The following is a 17,422-nucleotide window of genomic DNA, read 5'->3' on the forward strand; positions in this document are numbered from 1 at the left end:
AAGCAGTACATTGAAAATCAAAACACACCGCCAAGTGAAAGAGCCGTAAAAACTTCACGCGCTTTAAGTCAGAAAAAAGACTAGTTACCTCTTGCTTGACTCGCCCTTGAAAGGGTGAGATTGCGCAAGCCTAATGTTCAAAACCTCTATAGCAGAGGTTAGACAAGTAGTTGAGCAACAGGATTTACCTGATGTTCATTGGAAACTGACAGCAGAAACTGCTGAATATAGGGAGTCTTTAGCAATAGAAAATGCTCGACAAGAACATAATGTCACCTAATAGCTAAACCTCTGTTATAGAATACCAAACCAGCAAAGTATAGAAGCACAAAAAGCAAATCCAGCGTCATTCTGGCTAAACTAGGATACAAAAGAAAAAAGCATACAAACTTAGGGATGAAGGTGAGTTTGTATGCTTGGGTATTGATAATCAATTAGGAAATTGCTGGCTCAATAATTTATGAAATACACTTTAAATATAGAGGCTGTGCTTATTATTGTCAAACTTCCATACTTAAAAATTTTTCGAAACTTTATGAGCCCCCCTTATTCGACATTAAGGTGGCGCCCATAAGTGATTCACTTCACACTGTTGTTTCAATAACTCCATGTTTTTAATATTAACTTTTTATAGGTGGAGTAAAAAAAACCGAAACAAGTATAAGCTTAATTTAATATTAAAATTAGATAAATCTAGGGGGTATCGCTCAATTACCTAGTAATTTTTTGCTAAAAACAAATTTTCCCAAATGAGTCCCTAAATATGTAAAGCTAACGAACGCAATATGAGCTTATATAAAAGGAGCTACCCTTACAACACTTTCAACACTTTCAACAGCCGGAGTATCTAGAGGTCGCGCAGCTTCCAAAAAATTAGCTAAGCTAAAACCATTGTTCTTTCTGATCCAAGGCTGGAATTTAGCTATACTACAGACGATAAAATTGTGTATCAGTTTCTGATAGAGAGTTATTAAAGTTTCTGATAAAACATTGGAATTTGTGTTTTATTACGAAAAGTCGCTGAAATTAAGCAAATCTTTGATGGAATCTAAAAGGCAGCAGAAAACCAAAACCTTTCGAGTTTTAAGCTTCTCGTAATTGTTATTATTGAACAACTTTTATGTTAACCTCAATTAAAAATAATAACTAAATTTTAGTAACGGAATAGTAGTTGATGGAGTAACAGTTTAAATGTTAAGGGTTTTATGCTTTGTTCTTTTTTCTGCCAATTTAACCGCCAATGAAGTAAAAAATGAAATAGATAAGGTTCTTTATGGCTATACCACCTTCTCTGAGTCGAGAGCTATTTTAGAAAAGTTAGAACAAGGAATGCCATATAAAAATGTGCTTGATGATGCGCGAGTAATGGCGTTTAAGTGTTGGTTTTCTGATGTCACTACATCTAATGGGCTACTCCATTACAATGACTTTTTAAATAATGCAAAGTCAATAATTCATAACTCAGGTAGCGAAATATTAAAACAAAACCTCACAGTCTGTGAAGCTTTCCAAGAGTACAACCAAGGCAATTACCAATTAGCCACAATACTTTTAACCCCTATAACTCAAAACTCTGCAAACACGCAAAACCCTGAAGAGCTAAACGGCATTGCTAACGCTAGTACAGTACTCAATCGTATTTACTTAGCCCAAGGAAACTATGAAGATGCATTCCATGCAGCGCAAAAAGCCTATCAGCTATTTGAAAAATCAGGAAATAGCTATGAACAAGCTCTTGCCCTAAAAGAAATAGCAGATATTCATATTGCTCTTTACAACTTTGATCTAGCAATTGAACAACTGCAACGCTCTGCAACCGAATTAGCCAAATTTAATAAACAAGAACATTACAAAGTAATCGATCAGATCGCTTTTGCCCATGAAAAAAGCGGAAATCTCCCTAAAGCTATAGAGTTGTATCAGTCAATCAAAAAAGATGTAAGGTCTTACGAAAGCGATAACGGTTATGCTTATGTATTGATAAAATTAGCTGAGTTGTACACCGAACTAAACCAGCTCAATGCTGCAAAGTCATATTTAACCGCTGTTGATAAACTTAAGATAGATGATAGCTGGATCACAACACTACTAACTATGACACAAGCCCAATGGCACTTAAAAAGCAATAATCTAAACGCAGCTCTCACTTTATTTAACAAGTTACAAACTAAGCAAAACTCATGGCCGGTCAGTTTTAAAGAAAGGTATTTAAGCTTTGCCTCATTAATTGCTGAAGCTACAAATGATTCCTTATTACACATAAATGCTCAACAACAACTAATAATAATAATAAAACAAAAGCAAACAGACATAGCCAATAACGCCCTTATATCAGCACGTCTAAACTTTAACTTTGAACAACAGAAGCGTGAAATAACTCGTCTAGAACAAGCTTCAGCTCTGCAAAAAGAGTTACTAACAGTGGCTGAAGATAAAGCCTTTTGGCAGCGCTTAACACTCATTATTGCCAGCGTATGTTTAATCCTATTTGCCATTTACAGCTTTAAACAAGTCCGCCAAAAAAAGTATTTTGAAGTACTCGCCTTAAAAGACGAACTTACAGGCATAGCAAATCGCAGAGCTATCATTAATTTGAAGCGAAGTGTCATGCAAAAAAACTTACACAATAAGCAAGTAAGTTCACTGATTTCTATTGATATTGACCATTTTAAAGCTGTAAATGATCAATACGGCCATGATATTGGCGATGAGCTTATCATTTCTGTCGTAAATACCATTGTAAGCACAGTTCGCTGTTCAGGTATGGTGGGACGAGTCGGTGGTGAAGAGTTTTTGATTGTGCTTGAAAACCAAACTCTCGAAAATGCAAAAGACATTGCGGGGCGAATTAGGCATTCAATAGCAGAAAAACAACATACTTCTTTGGGTATTAATTCAACCGTAAGCATTGGTGTTATTGAAATAACCCCGCATGAGACTGCTGAACAGGCAGCAAAACGTGTTGATCTGAACTTATACAAAGCCAAGCAAAATGGCAAAAATAGTGTGGTAGTTTAACTTTTGCTTAAGCTAGACATGTGAATATTGATCTAAGCTAATTTAAACAGTCACACGTTCAAGGTGCCCCATAATAAATTGATTTTTACCTGAGCTTTTAGCTTTGTACAAGAGTGTATCTGCTTTTTCATACAACAGCTCAAAATGATTAGCCTCAACACTACCTTTATCAAGGCCTACACTTATAGTAACTTGCGTTAGATTTTCGTTTAAATCTGAAAAATCGAGTGCGCTTACAGAACAAATTAATCTGTGGGAGATCAACTTTAGTTGGTCACTATCTTGTGAAGGGAAAAATATCACAAATTTCTCCCCCACATAACGAGCTACAATATCACTACCACGAACTTGTTCTTTTAATGTTTGTGCTACGCGATGCAAAACCTTATCACCAATATTATGCCCAAAACGATCATTAATAGATTTAAAGTTATTTATATCTGCGATTAATAAAAACCCAGATTTATCATCAAGCTTGTTAACACTTTGATGGAAACCATGACGATTCAATAATTGTGTTAAGGTGTCTAACTCACTTTGTTAATAATGATGTTGATTGGCTCGTTATTTTTTACTAATTGCCATAATGTTAATTCCTGTACAACGGCAAAAATAGCAATATTAACAAAAAAATAACATTGAGCCTTGTTTGCTCTATTGCTTGTTTTTGCCAACTTACATCACCTGCAATGCAAAAATGACTGAGCAAGCTTAATATTATTAATAGAGTATATTTTGTAGTACGCATTTTTTATTATTATAAATAGCAAAGATCCAAAACAAAATATCGAATGAACTAACAAGCCCTGTACACCGATGCTTAAAAATGAGCCAACCTGCTGTGGCTCTGTTACATCCACTAAAATACCCCAGCTGACTAACATATAGCCAATCCCAAGTACAAGCATGATAGCTGCAATTGTGTAACCTATTAACGAATGAACAATACTTGAAAATAGCAATAACAAGCCAAACGTGATGAACGCAGCAATACTTGTTGCAGGCTCAAACCAAAATGCTGGAGCTTCCAAAAATGAATGATGGGAATTCGCATGCCAGTATTCAGGTAATGCTAAAATCACAAACAAATTAAGCTCTGTCATTGCATTGAGTAGCTGTGAAAAAGTCATACTTGCGACATTATCGGTAAATGCAATAAATGTAATGAAACCATCTGCAAGCCAAATACTTAAGTTAGAAATAGCCAGTAGGAACAACATTGCGAGGGTTTGGAATGACAACACGAGGACAAACTCCTTCCTTGAATAGCGAAACTAGAATAGCACTAGTTTTTACATTTACGCAATATTTCCATCTACTTACAGATCTTATTGCAACCCCCCCTAATGCGCAATGTCACTAATTGATTCATTTTTATACTATGAAGAAGGAAAGTCGCGTATATAGTGTTTTTTTATTCATAACTGACAATACGTGGAGTAATATCTTGTTCAAAGAGCATTTATGGCTGAATAACACTTATCAGAAAATCAAAAATATCGATATTCCCCTCCGCGCTAAAAGCCTTGTCATAAAAGACTTTCTATTCCATTCTTCTCAGAAACCATTCCAGTTTTGGAACAGAAAGTACAATTACTCACTATTTTGAAGGCACATTAATACCAGAACTAATTACGCAACAGTCATTAAACCGCCACAGTAAATATAGGTAGTCTTCAAGACCTGGGATGGTTCTACCACCTGCCGCTGTAGACCATTTATGTTCAGACTCCCCCAATGGGTGACAGCACTTACCATTGGGGGAGTTTATATCAGCTTCAGCTACGGGATGAAGCATCGAAAGCTTATACTGGGATTTGGGGATCATTGGCCAAAACTCGGGTTTACACATTGCATCCTCTCCGATTGTTTTTCTAGCCAACCCCTTTCGGTGCAAACTCGCAAGTACACGTTGTGTCAAAAGAGAAGTTACACGCGGCCCAGACTCACCATGATAAACATTTCCAGTAAATGGATAGAGACTTCCGTCGCAGCCAGCACAACCATATGTAGATTCTTGAACATCTCCTGCTGTAATTGCGGCACAATCCGCAGTACACCACGCTTTTGCAATTGGATTTGCAAATATAAATGCTTCTGGGGATAGTAAAATTGAGAGCAAATCATTGTTCCAAGTTGGATCAATCTCGCTAAGGTACATCAAATCAAAATCTGTATATTCACCACCACATTTAGGCAAATACAAAATTTCCAACATCGCAAATAATGGGTATGAATAGTAATGGTATTGGTACGTTGCCAAGTCTGCACCACCGGAACTTTTAACATCCACTCCAGTCGACAATGAAAATAGATCATCCTGAAGCCTAACTCCCCCTAATGCGGGTGCACACCATGGAACTCTCACATGCTCGACTAATCTAGACGGCTGCCAAAACCCCAGTTGATAGCCAAACTCCGGGATTCCAAGAGCATCATTACAAGCACAAATCGATTGGTCAGGTGCAGCCCCGTTTGGTTTTGGACCAACTCCCATCAATCGCACTGGTAAGAAGCACGACCAACAAACTTCATTTATTATATTGCTAAATACATTCGCGTTATTGCATGCGTTACCTTCGGCTTTTGTTTGCGTTGAAAATAAAGCTGCTAAGAAAATAAGGAAAATCAATGTAAAGCGCATTACAATTGAACCACTTTTGACTCTAACCAATTAAATGCGATTAGAAAGTAATGCCAAACGGTATCCCAGATTTGCTTTGCTACAGTGGGGTACTCGTAACTTAAATAGACCCCACCCAAAACGCCTAACCCAACTAAAATTAATTTCATTTTTCACTCCAATCGAATTGACGTACCAGTAAATAGCCATTGCTTTGTGTTTCGATTTTGCTTGGTGTAGCTTCCACTTTAAATTTCTCAATAACTTGTTTAGGCAAAATGAAAACTGGTGCCCCAAACTCATTTCGAAACTTACTAAGGTCATCCCACCCTTTGTCTTTATCCATATGGGTTAGATGAATCTGAAACTGTCCTGATATCGATTTTAATTCTTCCTTAACCCAATCAACCTGTGACTTCACATAGGGATCAATTACAAAAATGGTTAAATGCATAGGGTATTGTTTTAAAGGGTTTGTTATGTCGCCAGCTCGGGCCAATATTTCTCCACGGCCATTTTTGATATCTTGAGTTACGCGAACAGTCGTATCTATTAGCCACTGCTTAGATTCATCTGACGTGGGGAGAGGGTAAGTTTTATATTTCTTCCAGAACCTTTCTTTTGCTAAACGTTGCTTCTCAGCCCAATCAATCTTGCCTGCTGCAGCTTTCATTTGCTCTATGATGTCAGGTTCGTCAATATTGAATAATTGGCCTAATGGCTCTAACTTGAAATCGCCTTGTTTTTGGTCAAATTGCTCTTTTGCATATTGCGCATTCAATGTGCCCGGAGCAATAAGATGCTTATTACCATTTCTTATGACGATAGTTGGTACACCGGTTACATTAAACTCTTTAAATCTTAGTGGGTTTATTCCTACATTTGGCTCTACTTTTGATATGGCACTTAATTTCTGAATAAGCTTCATCGTCGATGATATGTGTGTAGCCCCTTTTTCTAGCCCTCTAAATAAAATTGTTAAGTTATGCTCTTTGGCCACTTGGAAGGCATCAATAAGTGCTCTTCTGGGCATTGAGAAACTTACGAAAATAGCGCCATCTGTACCTTCTAATAAATCAATCTTATTTTGTTGTTGTGGAAGCGCTCTCTTCATTGTTTCACTGGAAATAACAACAGCCTGATCTGCAATTGACTTGGCTAAAGCTATATCTTTCTCTTGAATTGTTGGCTTATCTATATCTTTTAACCACCCATTTTCTTTGGCTTTCTCGACAGCCTTATTCGCAGCGTCTTGAAAACTAGAAACATCATATTCGTTTTTTTGATTGGCACTTACCGAAACTGAAAACGCACAAAGAAAGACTATCGACTTAAAAAATTGCATATGCTTTTCCCAAAATGTCCTCTTCATTTATTGGCCCCCAAAACCTGCTGTCATAGCTATAAATAGTCTCACCAACCATAAAGAATTCATTTTCATTCAAGGTGATTTGTCGCTCATACTCTTTTGGGTTTAACTGTAAGAAATTAATGGCATGCGTCATTCCAGCAATTTCAGATTCGACTCGATTTACATACATTTCATTTGGCGAATATTTGATTTCATCTCCTGGAACACCGGCTGCAATTTTTATGAAGCTCAGCCCTTTATCAAAATTTTTATCTTCCTTGTTAAATTTGAATGCAACTAAATCACCCCTTTTAATATCCTTATCACGCTTGTCGACTATGAACATGCGAGCATACAAACACTGATCTTGAAAGGTAGGAAAAGAAAATGTGAAGCGAGCAAAAAATAATTCCGCTAACCCATATAAGCCTAGTAGTGTAAGGCAGACTATGATTGTGCTTTTTAACTTTATGCTATTCATAGCTAACTGTTTTTGTGAGAACGTAAATAAATTCTACAGTGGGATTTTTGAGTAATTCTGAGATTTTCTTTCGTATTGAACTTTTTTTGGGGGGTTAAGAGAATATTTGTGGTACATTAACAACATACTAAAGTCTCCTCCAAAGAACTCTAGTATAAAAAAAGGTAGCCTTTGGTTGAGGCTACCTTTTTTTTAACTTAGACATTTCCTGTCTTAATGCACTTGTTTGGTAAAGTTTTAATATCTAATCAATTTTAGAGAGTTGAGCATAATGAAGTTGAGCTTTGAATTATTTAATTAGATTGTTAACTAAGGCAAATTTCGCCAATGTCTTGACCCCGTAACAGATTCTGTGTAGCTGCCACTTAGTTTATATGTCTTTCGAGGGGTTCCTCGAATTCGAGGATAAATCGACTCATCGCCTGACGCCAGTTTTGAATGGGCATTGTCCATTTTTTACTGGCATCTTGTTGTGGTCAACTAATTCCGGACAGTGAATTAAGTTTTTCTTCTGCTATAGCAGGGGCAACCATTTGATTATGGCTATGTGGCCTGCACCAGTTATAATAATTCATCAAATAATTACTAATGTCTTTTTCAGCTTCTTGATAATTACTATAACCTAATGAGGGAACCCATTCTGTTTTTAAACTTCTAAATAGACGCTCCATTGGCGCATTGTCCCAACAATTCCCCCGGCGACTCATACTTTGCTCTATTCGGTAACGCCACAGTCTTTGTTGAAACCTTCTTGCGTTGTACTGACTGCCTTGATCTGAATGAAACATCACTCCAGATGGTTTGCCTCGTTGTTCGTAAGCCCTATCTAATGCTTTAATAACTAAGTCAGTGTCAGGCTTATCAGACATTGCCCAACCAACCACACGGCGAGCAAATAAATCGATAATAACAGCCAGATAAGACCATTTTTTACCCGTCCAAATATAGGTGATATCCCCACACCAAACTTGATTTGCGCTATTTACTTTAAACTCACGATTAAGTTTGTTTGGAATATCTGGTCGCTCCGCCGTCGCTAATTTATATGAATGAGGCCCAGGTTGTTTACAGACCAACCCCATATCACGCATGATACGGCGTACCTTAAAAACGCCTACAGTTAAATCAGCGTCTTTTAGCATCACCGCCAACATGCGGCTACCAGCAGCTCCACGACTGAGTGAAAATAACTCGTTAATCGTAGATCTAAGCTGCACCTCTTCAAGTTTAATTGATGTCACACGCTGCTTAAAATCGTAATAACTCGAACGCGGAACATTTAATACGCTACAGACCATTTCCACTGACTCATGCTCACTTAATTGGTCTATCAACGAATATTGTTTATCTCGTCTGACATTAAGAGAGCGGTAGCCTTTTTTAAAATTGTTTTTTCTCTTTCAAGCCGATTAACTTTAGCTTCAAGCTCCTGAATTCTAAGCTGCTCAGGAGTAAGCGCTTTAGAATTTGGTGTTGTGCCACCACGCTCTTCTTGTAATTGCTTAACCCAACGCCGAAGGGCTGTTTCACCGACTTCTAGTGAACGAGCAGCTTCTGGAAATGAGTATCCATCATCAAGAACTAATTTTGCTGAACTAAGCTTAAACTCTTGAGAAAAAGAGCGACGTTGTTTTGTCATAGAACACCTCTGTTTGAGTGGTAATAATACCACCTAAATTAGTGTCCGGTTTCATTGAAGCACAACATCTTGAATTGCAAGGTAAACCATCTTTCTTGCTAAGTCATCACTCGGGAAGACTTTTCGCTTCTTAATCGCTTTCCTAATCACACTGTTAAGCGACTCTATCGCATTGGTTGTGTAGATTGCCTTTAGAATATCCTCAGGATAATTAAAAAGCGTATTTAGATTTTGCCAATGATTGCGCCATGATTTTGTAGTCTGCGGATACTGGCTATCCCAGGCATCACCAAAGCGCTCTAATTCAAGTAAGGCTTCATCTTCTGTGGCTAAGCGGTAAACGCGCTTGAGGTCTGCTGTAACGGCCTTGTAGTCTTTCCATGAAACATGCTTCAATGAATTTCGCACCATATGCACAATACACAGTTGAATGTTGGTTTGAGGAAATAATGTGTTGAAAAGCCTTTTAGGCCATCAACACACGCTATGAGGATGTCTTCTACACCACGCTGTTGAAGTTCGGTCAGCACATTTAACCAGAATTTGGCACCTTCATTCTCGGCAATCCACATTCCCATCAACTCTTTATGGCCTTCGGTATTTATTCCTAATGCAAGAAAAATGGACTTGTTGATAACCCGTTTATCTTGGCGAACTTTAACGACGATACAGTCTAGGTAAACAATAGGGTAAACAGCGTCTAAAGGGCGAGATTGCCATTCAATTACCTGCTCAATAACCGCGTTCGTGACACGAGACACCAACGTAGGCGATATCTCAGCACCATACCATTTATCCAATGCACTGACGATTTCACGGGTACTCATACACTGCGCGTAAAGCCAGAGGATTTTATCGTCCATGGACGTAAAGCGGGTTTGGTTCTTTTTGACCAACTTTGGCTCAAAGGAGCCTTCACGGTCACGAGGAGTGTCGAGTTCAAATTCACCATCTTCAGTTTTAACTCGTTTAGTACTTTTACCGTTGCGACTGTTTGTAGAAGTTGATTTATGGTGCTTCTCATAACCTAGATGCTCATCCATCTCTGCATTTAGTGCCGCTTCAACGGTGATTTTCTTGAGCATCTGGCTAAATTCGTTTAGGTCCTAAGAGGATTTAATCCCTTTGGCGGCTTCTCTTGCGAAAACTTCAAGTTCTTTCTTATTCATGTTCATCTGCCTATCCTTAACCCATCCAAAGGGTAATTTGAGATAGGCAATTACACAAAATTAGTTACAGTCTCCTTCTTGCTGTCGCATTTCAACATTTTGTTTCCGACTCATTTATCTCCATCAGAACACTGATGCTATTTATAGCTTTTTCAATGACGCTCTTAGCGGTGCAAAAACTGAAAGACCTATACAGTTTCACAAATTCGTTTATTACTTATGATTTACTAACGATGAGATGGATAAGATATGGTTATATTTATCCCTTCATTGAAGCATATGCAGGTATTGGTATGGTTGCCCAACTACAGCCTCTCGCAGTGGCACCATTTTCATTGTTTATCGGCACAGTTGGAGCAATTTCAGTTTTCAAAGCCGTTTACATTGACAAACGCCAGTTAAAGTGTGCCTGTGTAGGCGGCGATAGCAGTGTGCCACTTGGATTTGTATCGCTATCTGAAAACTTATTTATGATCGCGGGAGCATTGATTATGCTGCTGATGTAAAGGTATAGCTCTATTCGGCGGCCCCTTAACTGTTAAGATTAGACCTAGGATGCCTGCCCACACCTTTCTAATCCATATGTAACATTTTTTCTGTCGTACTGGCATCAAGATAACCAGAACTGAGCAAACAATCTCAGAGGTTGTACAAAATAACACTAAAGCTTTTTCATTAAGTTTTATTGTTATGCTCTTGTGGTGGCTTTCGCCACCACTTTATTAGTTTTCAAGTTCCACCATATCTTTCGCTGCAATGTCACCAGACACTAGCTTTACAGTTGCGAAATGATCATTCACAATTTTAGTAATTTGTACCGTTCCTACCTTTTCGATAGTGTAGGGATCTTCACCTTCACTCAATACTATTCTTTCATGGAATCTAATAACACTGTATTTTTGCCCAACCTCTGCACCATGCTTAGCACCAATACAGATTAGAGTTCGATTATCAGAACTTTCTACTACCTGACCTCTCATCATGTATTTATGATAAAAAGTGGTATTGGAACAACCCACTAAATATAAACCGAATGTAAGCAATAAAAGAGCTTTTATATAGGGTGTTTTCATCACTGTTACCTCATTTGACTAACTAATTATCTATACACTTTTTTATGAATTCATTTGTTTTTCCGGCCAGCCCCCGAAGGTGCTTGATGACAACTCCAAGGCTTATGAACAGAGTTATCTTTGATGTTCTGATCAACAAATTTATAGTAACTTTCTTTAGTATGTGTCCACCAATCATCATGAACATCTGCGCCATACTTACGGATTACCTCCTCAATCCCATCAAGGCTTACGTTTGCGGCATCATAGGCAAGGTGTATTTCACCTTCTTTGATGTTGTAACTAACTTCATCTATACCAAAAAGCTGATCTATTTCTTTTACTAACTCGTCACAGCTTTCTTCTGTGACATTGCTAAGCTTTAGATTTCGAACAACTAAATTTTGCTCTCTAACGCCAACTCTATGATCTAAATCGCTCATAATTTTTCTCCTAATGTTTGTGTGAATGCTGTTGATTGCTATCTTTCATTTCTTCCATTTTCCGGTTCATCTGCGGCATCATGTTCTCCATCATTTCTAAATGATGTTCAGTCATCTTGATTTGTTGATGCATTGGCATTTCTTCCATGTTTTTGTGCATGGATTGCATCATCTTCATCATTGAACGGTGATGTTCAACCATCATCTGCTGTTGCCTGTCAGGATCTTTTTCAGTTTTAATGGCATGGACTTCCTTTTTCATTTCCATCATCTTTTTATGCATTTCTCCCATGTTCTCATGTGGTATTGTCATGCCTTGATGCATACCAGCTTTGTTCGCACCTTCATGTTTATGCTCATTGTTTTGGGCAAATGAGCTAGTGGTTATCAGTAGTGAACCAATAAATAAAATTGATTTAGTTAACGTTTTCATGATTTTTACCTTCTACACTTTTATTAAAACTTGGGATCCAACTTGGTGTCGATTCCATATACCTGTGGTACTCCGAACCAAATTCAGCAATCGCCTGTGCTTCTTCGCGTTTCGCTAGCTTGACGTAAACAACGACTAAGATCGGAAACATCGCAAGTGTTGGGATTGTCGGCCACTGCAATAAAAAGCCGAACATGATTAGAATGAAAGCTACATACTGTGGGTGGCGACACCTTGCATACCATCCAGTTGTAGCCAATTGATGATGTTTTTGCGCGTGATGCAATACATTCCATGCTGAAGACAACATAAAGAAACCTGCAACAATAAACACCATACTCACTATATGAAATGGGTCCCAATGGGCATCACCTTGAAATCCAAAGAAAGTATGTAATAAATGCCCATTTTCATGCGCAAAGAAATTTACTTCTGGATAGGTCTCCGTCAGCCACCCCGACAGAAAATAGATAGTTAAAGGAAAGCCATACATTTCAGTAAATAGGGCAACAATAAAGGCAGAGAACGCGCTTAGACTTCTCCAATCAGTTGATGTTTTTGGTTTGACAAAACTAAAGGCAAAAAAGATAAAAATTGCTGAGTTCAGTATCACCATTGACCATAAGCCATAATCATATGTTTCATTCATCACTGCTCTCCTTTTTATGTGATTCCTTACGTGCCTTTTCTAACCCTTGTATGTAGCCATCGCGATAGGCTGCATTTTTATCCGTGAGTTCTTGAAAGCTCTCTTCCTTTTTTTCATCAGGCGCATGTGAATGATCGTGACCATGTTTACCATGATTGCCATGCATAAATACGTGCATCAAGGGGCATAGCAATAAAATCAAGTAGGGAAGAAATTGCAGCGTATGTTGACCATGCTCAAGCACTAAGAAGTAGGTCACTGCGGCAATAAGTGCCAGTGCAGCCCAGCCTGTAGGTGTTGACCAAAAATTAGGGTGTTGATTTTTCATATTGCCCTCCTAAACGACTTTTAAGACACCGCGATACATTTGCATCTGACAGTGAAACTCATGCTCTCCCGGTGATAAGTTCAATAGGGTAATTTGAGTAATTTCATTTAATTTAAGCTGTTCGCTTATATCCAATGAAGGAATAAGCATTGTTTCAGCGCAGGGGGATTGATCTTTGCGCATAAACTTCAGAGTGACAGGCTGGCTAGCAGACACCTGAATTGAGGATGGGGAATACACGCCATCCCTCACTTCAATGAGTACTTCATTACCTTGAACGATTGTTTTATTGGGTTTATATAGCCAAAACCACCAAACAATCAGCGCGATTAACATTAAGCCTAATAAGTTAATAACCATCATTGTGATTCTCCTTAATGCTCTTTTGCTTTAAAAAAGCGAAGTCGATTTGCATTTGACACTACAGTCAATGACGAAAACGCCATTGCAGCACCTGCAATTACAGGGCTAAGCAGAATGCCAAAGAAGGGGTATAGAACCCCCGCAGCAAAAGGAATCCCGGCTACGTTATAGACAAACGCGCCAAACAAGTTTTGTTTGATATTTCGTAAAGTAGCTTTGCTTACCGCTATGGCATCGGCAAGGCCATGAAGTGAACCACGCATTAGGGTAATGTCAGCACTTTCGATAGCTACATCAGTCCCTGTGCCTATGGCGAAGCCAACATCGGCTAACGCTAGCGCAGGAGCATCGTTGATGCCATCTCCTGTCATACCAACAATTTCGCCACTGCCTTGTAGCTCTTTCACCTTGTTGGCTTTATCTTCTGGCAGCACCTCAGCAAGAAATTCGCTAATACCTGCTTTTTTGGCAACAGCGGCAGCGGTTTCCTTGTTATCACCTGTTAACATGATGACGCGTATACCATTAGCCTGAAGCCGTTTGATAGCAGAGATTGAGTCTGACTTAATGGGATCTGCGACAGCAATGATTGCGGCAAGTTCACCATCTACAGCAAAGTACATAGGTGTTTTGGCTTCTTTGGCTAAAGACTGGGCTTTTCCAACAAAGCCTGTGAGGTCTATGCCTTTTAACTTCATTAGTTTATCGTTACCAAAAAGCAGGACTTTATTGTTACAGTTTGCTTCTACACCAAAACCCGTAATAGCATTAAACGATTCAATTTTTAGTAACTCAATATCCTTATCTAAAGCACTTTCAACAATCGCTTGCGCTAAAGGGTGCTCTGAGCCGCTTTCTAAACTTGCTGCAAGCTGTAGTACGTCTTTTTCGTCAGTAGCTTTTGCTAAAACAATATCGGTTACCTTAGGTGCCCCTTCAGTAATAGTGCCCGTTTTATCTAAAATCATGGCAGTGATTTTAGAGGCGGTTTGCAGTGCCTCACCGTTGCGAATAAGTACTCCGGCTTCTGCTGCTTTTCCTACTCCGACCATGACAGACATGGGTGTTGCCAAGCCTAAAGCACACGGGCAGGCAATAATAAGCACAGTAGTTGCTGATACGATAGCAAAAGCAATTGCTGGCTCAGGGCCAAAGTTAAGCCATGCTAACGCACTTAACACCGAGATGATCATGACTACAGGAACGAAATAGGCGGAAATAACATCGGCCAAGCGGCCAATCGGCGGTTTTGAATTTTGCGCTCGTTTCACCATATTGATGATCTGTGCAAGCGCCGTATCTTTACCAACACGTGTGGCTCTGAATAAAATCATGCCTGATTTGTTCAACGTGCCAGCGACAACCTCATCTTCCTCGGCTTTTTCAACGGGCATCGGTTCACCTGTCAGCATGGACTCGTCAATAGACGTGTGTCCTTCCAATACCACACCATCGACGGGAATTTTTTCACCCGGTTTTACCTTCACAATATCGTTAAGTAAAACCTGCTCAATACCAATCTGAACTTCTTTGCTATCACGAACCACGGTTGCCGTTTTGGCCTGCAAGCCGATAAGACGTTTAATGGCCTCAGAGGTTTTACCTCTGGCTTTTATTTCTAATGCTAAACCTAAATCAATCAAGCCAATGATCATGGCGGTCGCTTCAAAATAAACATGCCGAGCCATCAATGGAACGGCGTCAGGTGCAAACACAACAACCATTGAGTACACCCAAGCTGTACCTGTTCCCAAAGCTATTAGTGTGTCCATATTAGCGGAGTGGTTTTTAAAGCTTTTCCAAGCGCCAACATAAAAATGCTTACCTGAAAAATACATAACACCAAAAGTTAAAATACCGACAACCAGCCAAGACATGCGTTCAAGGTTTGTTTCAACTGTCATTTCTCCAACTACAATGCTGTAGATCATCAAAGGAACGCCGAGTGAAAGGGCAATAAACGTATCGCGCATTAGCTTTTTGTAATATGCCCAATCCGCCGCCTCTTTCTCGTCAAGCGCATCTGTTGCTGAGCTATCATCAATTGGCTTCGCGTTATACCCCACTGACTCAACAGCTTTGATCAATTCTTCTGTCTTAGCTGTCCCAGAAACTGTTACAGTCCTATCAGCAAAATTCATTTCTGCACTGACGACTCCATGAGTTGCCTTTAACGCCCCTTCAATTTTGCCTACACAGCTAGCACACCCAGCGCCTTCAATGATGAGCTGTTGGCTTTGTGATGTTTTTTCCAACGTATTCTCCTTACTTTTACACGAAGAGGATTGAGTTTTTGCCTGACAGCAACAGCCTGATTCGGTTTCTATATTTGTATTAGTAGTTACCATTTTTCCTCCTATGCCTTTTTAATTTGTTCAAAGTTTTCGATGAGATGACAAACCATGTTTGCAGTCGGCGCTTTGTCTTCCATTTCTTCCCATTGAGAAAGCGCTGAAGACATTTTCCCTCGAAGTGCCAACATTGCTTGAAACTGTTTTTCTGTTTCTTCAAGCCGCTCTTTGATGAGGCTTCTGACTAATGGGCACGCACTTGTACCATCTTCAGATTCATTAAGAATTTGCTTGATATCAGCAACGGAAAAACCAAGATTTCTGGCACTTAAAATGAACTTAAGTCTCGATACTTCTTTATTCGAGTATGACTTGTAGCCGTTCACTGACTTAGCAGGTTTTAACAGTCCCAATCGCGTGTAATAGCGCACCGTATCAGCAGTCGTTCCAAGGCTTTTTGACAGTTCTGCTACTTTCATATTTACTCCTTAGTTTTTCACCTAAGTTTGTACTCTCACCTACAGCTTAGACCTGTGTCTAAGACACAGGTCAAGTACTAATTCTAGTGAATAAGCTAAAAAATAATTTTTTGGTAAAAGAGAAATCTCGGCCAAAATCGACAGCATTAAGTACTGTAAATGGCAATAGTTTGAGAATTTTCATAGTGCTTTCAAAATATCGTACTAATCGTTCAAAACAATTGATTATTTAAATCAATGAATAAGTCATTCTATTTTTGATGGGAGTGGCGAAAAAAAGACGCACTGATCCCGTGATTAGCCAATAATTGGTGGACGATAAAGTAAGAGATGGATACCAGATTTTGGTAGAGGTGTACGCTGTAGAAATAGCTCAGAGTAAATATTGCAAATACCTTCCTCTTGCGCTTGCACAAGATAGGGATTTAAATGAAAGCTTGAACAAAATCCCCCCTCACAACAAACACAATCACTAGCTTTACATTTTTCACAGACTTCATCACCATGACGGTGTTTAGAGTCTTGCGAGTTTACAGTGTGATAGTGACTATTGTCATTCATTGATTGATGGTGAATATTTTTGCTTCGTTGCATAATATGCGTGTCGGAAGATCCATTTTGATGTTCTTCACAATTCATTGGCTTAGCTGTAGCAAAACTATGCTGCGTAAGCAACACAGTTATTATCACTATTTTAAACCACCTGAAAAGTCCAAACATTATCATTCCTTCTTTAGCTCCTACAATATTAGCCACTTTATAAAAATAATTTTATGATCTTGATCAACCTTTGAACTAAAACCTAAACTTTTTACTTTTTTAAACAGCTTAAACTTAACAAGTATAAAAGGGGTGTCTGATTTATACTCATGAGATTGAAGCCAAGCATGAGCACCATAAAAAAATAAAAACCCTACGCTCATAACTAGGTATTGAGTAAGGGATCATTTTTCCAATTGTTCAGCTTTAAGCGCAGTACTTTGCAACAATCGGTTCTATCCCGAGCACACCCAATTCCCGTTCATCAAAAGTGATAAGATAGTCTATTGTACGTCTTTCAATGGCGATGTTTTTTGGCTTGACTCTTTAACCTTTACCATTCG

16 protein-coding genes and 3 pseudogenes are annotated in these 17,422 nt (G+C 38.9%); 2 read left to right on the forward strand and 17 right to left on the reverse strand.

The genetic code is table 11. The annotated features are described in order from the left end of the window. The first annotated feature begins 1,191 nt into the window (after positions 1 to 1,191). A complete protein-coding gene (locus JIG37_RS08295; RefSeq protein WP_036973798.1) occupies positions 1,192 to 3,018 on the forward strand; it encodes a diguanylate cyclase in 1,827 nt (608 codons plus the stop codon). Positions 3,019 to 3,060: 42 nt separating this feature from the next. On the opposite strand, the pseudogene JIG37_RS08300 reads toward JIG37_RS08295, so the two are convergent. The 8 genes and pseudogenes from JIG37_RS08300 to JIG37_RS08335 all read right to left on the reverse strand — a co-directional run. After that, positions 3,061 to 3,543 (reverse strand): annotated as a pseudogene (locus JIG37_RS08300) (GGDEF domain-containing protein); the annotation flags it as partial. Between the two features lie 155 nt (positions 3,544 to 3,698). Then, a complete protein-coding gene (locus JIG37_RS08305; protein ID WP_199529172.1) occupies positions 3,699 to 4,262 on the reverse strand; it encodes a hypothetical protein in 564 nt (187 codons plus the stop codon). A gap of 356 nt (positions 4,263 to 4,618) precedes the next feature. Next, positions 4,619 to 5,662 (reverse strand): TraU family protein, encoded by a 1,044-nt coding sequence (locus JIG37_RS08310; RefSeq protein WP_199529173.1) that lies wholly within the window; start codon positions 5,660 to 5,662, stop codon positions 4,619 to 4,621. Beyond that, the gene (locus tag JIG37_RS08315; protein WP_199529174.1) at positions 5,662 to 5,811 is read right to left on the reverse strand and encodes a hypothetical protein; all 150 of its coding nucleotides are present in this window, start codon (positions 5,809 to 5,811) and stop codon (positions 5,662 to 5,664) included. The genes JIG37_RS08310 and JIG37_RS08315 overlap by 1 nt, the downstream gene beginning before the upstream one ends. Further along, positions 5,808 to 6,986, reverse strand: coding sequence for a TrbC family F-type conjugative pilus assembly protein (locus JIG37_RS08320; protein WP_171039774.1), 1,179 nt, complete (start codon positions 6,984 to 6,986; stop codon positions 5,808 to 5,810). Before JIG37_RS08320 ends, JIG37_RS08315 begins: the two co-directional genes overlap by 4 nt. Continuing rightward, positions 6,973 to 7,473, reverse strand: coding sequence for a signal peptidase I (gene lepB, locus JIG37_RS08325; protein ID WP_199529175.1), 501 nt, complete (start codon positions 7,471 to 7,473; stop codon positions 6,973 to 6,975). Before lepB ends, JIG37_RS08320 begins: the two co-directional genes overlap by 14 nt. Positions 7,474 to 7,949: 476 nt before the next feature. Next, positions 7,950 to 9,112, reverse strand: a protein-coding gene (locus tag JIG37_RS08330; protein ID WP_199529176.1) for an IS3 family transposase whose coding sequence is annotated in 2 segments (ribosomal slippage) — positions 7,950 to 8,857 and positions 8,857 to 9,112 — 1,164 coding nt in all. Because the reading frame shifts where the segments join, the coding sequence is not laid out codon by codon here. Positions 9,113 to 9,210: 98 nt separating this feature from the next. Then, positions 9,211 to 10,197: pseudogene (locus JIG37_RS08335) on the reverse strand (IS256 family transposase). Between the two features lie 158 nt (positions 10,198 to 10,355). On the opposite strand from JIG37_RS08335, the pseudogene JIG37_RS08340 reads away from it, so the two are divergent. Continuing rightward, positions 10,356 to 10,787 (forward strand): annotated as a pseudogene (locus JIG37_RS08340) (MauE/DoxX family redox-associated membrane protein); the annotation flags it as partial. A gap of 216 nt (positions 10,788 to 11,003) precedes the next feature. On the opposite strand, the gene JIG37_RS08345 reads toward JIG37_RS08340, so the two are convergent. The 9 genes from JIG37_RS08345 to JIG37_RS08385 all read right to left on the reverse strand — a co-directional run bounded on the left by JIG37_RS08345 (position 11,004) and on the right by JIG37_RS08385 (position 17,039). After that, a complete protein-coding gene (locus JIG37_RS08345) occupies positions 11,004 to 11,354 on the reverse strand; it encodes a hypothetical protein (RefSeq protein ID WP_004589646.1) in 351 nt (116 codons plus the stop codon). A gap of 50 nt (positions 11,355 to 11,404) precedes the next feature. After that, a complete protein-coding gene (locus JIG37_RS08350) occupies positions 11,405 to 11,776 on the reverse strand; it encodes a hypothetical protein (RefSeq protein WP_019677951.1) in 372 nt (123 codons plus the stop codon). Between the two features lie 10 nt (positions 11,777 to 11,786). After that, positions 11,787 to 12,209 carry a hypothetical protein gene (locus tag JIG37_RS08355; protein WP_055022014.1) on the reverse strand — a complete coding sequence of 141 codons (423 nt, stop codon included), beginning with the start codon at positions 12,207 to 12,209 and terminating at the stop codon, positions 11,787 to 11,789. Next, on the reverse strand, positions 12,193 to 12,858 hold the full coding sequence (locus tag JIG37_RS08360; protein ID WP_016708241.1) for an isoprenylcysteine carboxylmethyltransferase family protein: 666 nt from the start codon (positions 12,856 to 12,858) through the stop codon (positions 12,193 to 12,195). Before JIG37_RS08360 ends, JIG37_RS08355 begins: the two co-directional genes overlap by 17 nt. Continuing rightward, positions 12,851 to 13,186, reverse strand: a complete 336-nt coding sequence (locus JIG37_RS08365) for a DUF2933 domain-containing protein (RefSeq protein WP_055022013.1) — start codon at positions 13,184 to 13,186, stop codon at positions 12,851 to 12,853. The genes JIG37_RS08360 and JIG37_RS08365 overlap by 8 nt, the downstream gene beginning before the upstream one ends. A gap of 9 nt (positions 13,187 to 13,195) precedes the next feature. Further along, the gene (locus tag JIG37_RS08370; RefSeq protein ID WP_004589267.1) at positions 13,196 to 13,549 is read right to left on the reverse strand and encodes a cupredoxin domain-containing protein; all 354 of its coding nucleotides are present in this window, start codon (positions 13,547 to 13,549) and stop codon (positions 13,196 to 13,198) included. Between the two features lie 11 nt (positions 13,550 to 13,560). Continuing rightward, positions 13,561 to 15,804 carry a heavy metal translocating P-type ATPase gene (locus JIG37_RS08375; RefSeq protein WP_055022012.1) on the reverse strand — a complete coding sequence of 748 codons (2,244 nt, stop codon included), beginning with the start codon at positions 15,802 to 15,804 and terminating at the stop codon, positions 13,561 to 13,563. 101 nt (positions 15,805 to 15,905) lie between these two features. Beyond that, positions 15,906 to 16,319: a MerR family transcriptional regulator gene (locus JIG37_RS08380; protein ID WP_045979599.1), complete on the reverse strand. Its 414-nt coding sequence runs from the start codon at positions 16,317 to 16,319 to the stop codon at positions 15,906 to 15,908. A 297-nt stretch (positions 16,320 to 16,616) separates the two neighbouring features. Further along, positions 16,617 to 17,039 carry a hypothetical protein gene (locus JIG37_RS08385; RefSeq protein ID WP_045979600.1) on the reverse strand — a complete coding sequence of 141 codons (423 nt, stop codon included), beginning with the start codon at positions 17,037 to 17,039 and terminating at the stop codon, positions 16,617 to 16,619. Positions 17,040 to 17,422 lie beyond the last annotated feature (383 nt).

The organism is Pseudoalteromonas sp. bablab_jr010 (assembly GCF_016464105.1).
GTDB lineage: Bacteria > Pseudomonadota > Gammaproteobacteria > Enterobacterales > Alteromonadaceae > Pseudoalteromonas > Pseudoalteromonas simplex.

Bases quoted from the DNA above. Each gene is read 5' to 3' on its own strand.
- lepB (WP_199529175.1), bottom strand. From the start codon at position 7,473: ATGAATAGCATAAAGTTAAAAAGCACAATCATAGTCTGCCTTACACTA.
- JIG37_RS08295 (WP_036973798.1), top strand. From the start codon at position 1,192: ATGTTAAGGGTTTTATGCTTTGTTCTTTTTTCTGCCAATTTAACCGCC.
- JIG37_RS08320 (WP_171039774.1), bottom strand. From the start codon at position 6,986: ATGCAATTTTTTAAGTCGATAGTCTTTCTTTGTGCGTTTTCAGTTTCG.
- JIG37_RS08345 (WP_004589646.1), bottom strand. From the start codon at position 11,354: ATGAAAACACCCTATATAAAAGCTCTTTTATTGCTTACATTCGGTTTA.
- JIG37_RS08355 (WP_055022014.1), bottom strand. From the start codon at position 12,209: ATGAAAACGTTAACTAAATCAATTTTATTTATTGGTTCACTACTGATA.
- JIG37_RS08385 (WP_045979600.1), bottom strand. From the start codon at position 17,039: ATGTTTGGACTTTTCAGGTGGTTTAAAATAGTGATAATAACTGTGTTG.
- JIG37_RS08350 (WP_019677951.1), bottom strand. From the start codon at position 11,776: ATGAGCGATTTAGATCATAGAGTTGGCGTTAGAGAGCAAAATTTAGTT.
- JIG37_RS08370 (WP_004589267.1), bottom strand. From the start codon at position 13,549: ATGATGGTTATTAACTTATTAGGCTTAATGTTAATCGCGCTGATTGTT.
- JIG37_RS08380 (WP_045979599.1), bottom strand. From the start codon at position 16,319: ATGAAAGTAGCAGAACTGTCAAAAAGCCTTGGAACGACTGCTGATACG.
- JIG37_RS08365 (WP_055022013.1), bottom strand. From the start codon at position 13,186: ATGAAAAATCAACACCCTAATTTTTGGTCAACACCTACAGGCTGGGCT.
- JIG37_RS08315 (WP_199529174.1), bottom strand. From the start codon at position 5,811: ATGAAATTAATTTTAGTTGGGTTAGGCGTTTTGGGTGGGGTCTATTTA.
- JIG37_RS08360 (WP_016708241.1), bottom strand. From the start codon at position 12,858: ATGAATGAAACATATGATTATGGCTTATGGTCAATGGTGATACTGAAC.
- JIG37_RS08310 (WP_199529173.1), bottom strand. From the start codon at position 5,662: ATGCGCTTTACATTGATTTTCCTTATTTTCTTAGCAGCTTTATTTTCA.